The sequence below is a fragment of the Agrobacterium sp. InxBP2 genome, assembly GCF_026191755.1.
Classification (GTDB): domain Bacteria; phylum Pseudomonadota; class Alphaproteobacteria; order Rhizobiales; family Rhizobiaceae; genus Agrobacterium; species Agrobacterium pusense.
Window position 1 is genome coordinate 1 of sequence record NZ_JAINDY010000031.1, and the last position, 575, is coordinate 575.

2 protein-coding genes are annotated in these 575 nt (G+C 35.3%); both read right to left on the minus strand.

The genetic code is table 11. The features are described from left to right. Positions 1-351 (minus strand): hypothetical protein (locus K7A42_RS17465; protein WP_282455633.1); only part of this gene is annotated, 351 nt, incomplete at its 3' end. A gap of 21 nt (positions 352-372) precedes the next feature. Continuing rightward, the coding region (locus K7A42_RS17470) for a hypothetical protein (RefSeq protein ID WP_282455634.1) at positions 373-575 on the minus strand (203 nt) is incomplete at its 5' end.

Consider the following 575-nt stretch of genomic DNA (forward strand, 5'->3'; position numbering starts at 1 on the left):
TAAAAAAAGGTAAGGAATTTTAGAGCTAAACACCATATACCAGGCCCTTCTTGGAGGCATCGGAGAAGCAACTGTGCAACTTTCATTTGAATCGGTCGTGTATTTATTTTTTTTTCGACGAAAATTGATTTTCGATTTTTCATTTGTTTTCAGAGTGGTGATTTGGTACCAAAAATCGAGTTCAGGCGAATATGGAAAAACATGGATATCTTGAAAAGGAGAAAAAGGATTGAAAAACGGTCTCGTGGGCTTCTGCTCCATTTGTTTAGGAGTGTGTTGATGCAGTTTCGCCTTTGTTTTCGTTGGATTTTTTTTGCTTTTTGAAAAAATGACGTTTTTCGACTTTTTCATTCGTCGAAAAAGCTGTTTTTTTCAAAATAAAAAAAGGTAAGGAATTTTAGAGCTAAACACCATATACCAGGCCCTTCTTTGAGCCGCCGGAAGAAGATCTGTGCAACTTTCATTTGAATCGGTTGTGTATTTATTTTTTTTTCGACGAAAATTGATATTCGATTTTTCATTTGTTTTAAGAGTGGTGATTTGGTACCAAAAATCGAGTTCAGGCGAATATGGAA